Origin of the sequence: Microbacterium sp. CPCC 204701 (genome assembly GCF_004010105.1) — a bacterium.
In the GTDB taxonomy this organism is placed as follows: domain Bacteria; phylum Actinomycetota; class Actinomycetes; order Actinomycetales; family Microbacteriaceae; genus Microbacterium.
This window is the reverse complement of record NZ_RRYE01000539.1, coordinates 1-1,573: the sequence shown is the minus strand read 5'-3', so window position 1 is coordinate 1,573 and position 1,573 is coordinate 1. Positions and strand designations below refer to the sequence as shown.

Genomic DNA, 1,573 nt, shown 5'->3' with positions numbered 1-1,573 from the left:
GGTATGGATCCCCGCCTCGAGCGACTCGGCGCCGCGGGCTGACGCCGGCCTCCCGCTCGGCGACGGCTGGACATAGCCGGCCCCGCGGGTGCCGCTCGTCGCGAGCCCTGCGACAGGTCCCGACGCAGGCAGGCGCTGCCGGACCCGCATCCGGCGGCGCCTCCCGGTTTCGTGCGTCGGCGGTCGGGCCCGGCCCCCGACGACGCGTGGCACGCTTGAAGCATGCGCATCGCTCTCACCGGCTCCTCCGGCAAGCTCGGCACCGTCGTCGCCCGCGAACTCCGCTCGGCCGGGCACGACGTCATCGGTCTCGACGTCGTCGGCACCCGCGGACCTGATTTCGTCCAGGTCGACCTCGCCGACTACGGGCAGGTCGTCGACGCCTTCACCGCGGTGAACGACCGCCACGACGGGTTCGACGCAGTGGTGCATCTCGGGGCGATCCCGGCGCCGGGCATCCGCTCCGACGTCGCCACCTTCCACAACAACATGGCGGCCACGTTCAACGTGTTCTGGGCGGCCGTGAGGCTCGGCATCCGTCGCATCGTCTACGCGTCGAGCGAGACCGTGCTGGGCCTGCCGTTCGACGTGCCGCCGCCGTACATCCCGGTCGACGAGGAGTACGAGCCCCGACCCGAGTCGGTGTACTCGCTGGTCAAGACGCTCGAGGAGCGCATGGCGGTCGAGCTGGTGCGCTGGCACCCCGACCTCTCGATCACGGCGTTCCGCTTCTCGAACGTCATGGTGCCCGAGGACTACGCCGAGTTTCCCTCGTTCGACGCCGACGCGCGCCTTCGCAAGTGGAACCTGTGGGGATACATCGACGCCCGCGACGGTGCACAGGCCGTGCAGCGCGCACTCGAGGTCGCCCCCGCCGGGTTCGAGACCTACATCATCGCGGCGGCCGACACGGTGATGTCGCGTCCGAACGCCGGGCTCGTCGCAGAGGTGTTCCCGGGCGTCGAGACGCGAGAGTTCGGCGAGCACGAGACGCTGCTCTCGATCGACAAGGCGCGCCGGATCCTCGGCTACGAGCCGAAGCACTCGTGGCGCGACCACGTGGCGGCCGGATGAGCGAAGACCCCCGCGAGAAGGCCGAGCGTTACCGCTTCGAGAAGTGGCAGCGCGAGCAGGGCCTCGCACCGGACGGCGGCGACGCCGACGGCTCCCCGCCGCCGGGCTCCTCGGAGGCCGGACGCGCCTACTCGGCCGCCGATCGCGCCGCCGTCGTCGAGGTGTCGATCCAGCAGGCGATCCGCCGCGGCGAGTTCGACGACCTGCCCGGTGCCGGCGAACCCATCCCCGGGCTCGGCCGGAGCCACGATCCGGACTGGTGGATCCGCCGCAAGATCGAGTCCGAGAAGCTCACCGGCCTCGGGCCGCCGGCGCTGATGCTGCGCGTCGAGAGCCGCGAGCTCGAGACGCGGCTCGACGAGCTGCACCACGAACACGACGTGCGCGAAGCCGTCGAGGACTTCAATCGGCGCGTCGTCGAGGCGCGTCGGCAGCTGCTCGGCGGACCGCCCGTGGTGACGCCGACGCGCGATGTCGACGCCGAGGCCCGCGCGTGGCG

General features: G+C 71.9%; 2 protein-coding genes. Both read left to right on the top strand.

What is annotated here, in order from left to right; all coding sequences use genetic code 11:
- The first annotated feature begins 222 nt into the window (after positions 1-222).
- A complete protein-coding gene (locus EIO58_RS17635; protein WP_127820526.1) occupies positions 223-1,074 on the top strand; it encodes an NAD-dependent epimerase/dehydratase family protein in 852 nt (283 codons plus the stop codon).
- A partial coding sequence (locus EIO58_RS17630; protein WP_164861858.1) for a DnaJ family domain-containing protein occupies positions 1,071-1,573 on the top strand: 503 nt, incomplete at its 3' end. The genes EIO58_RS17635 and EIO58_RS17630, both read left to right, overlap by 4 nt.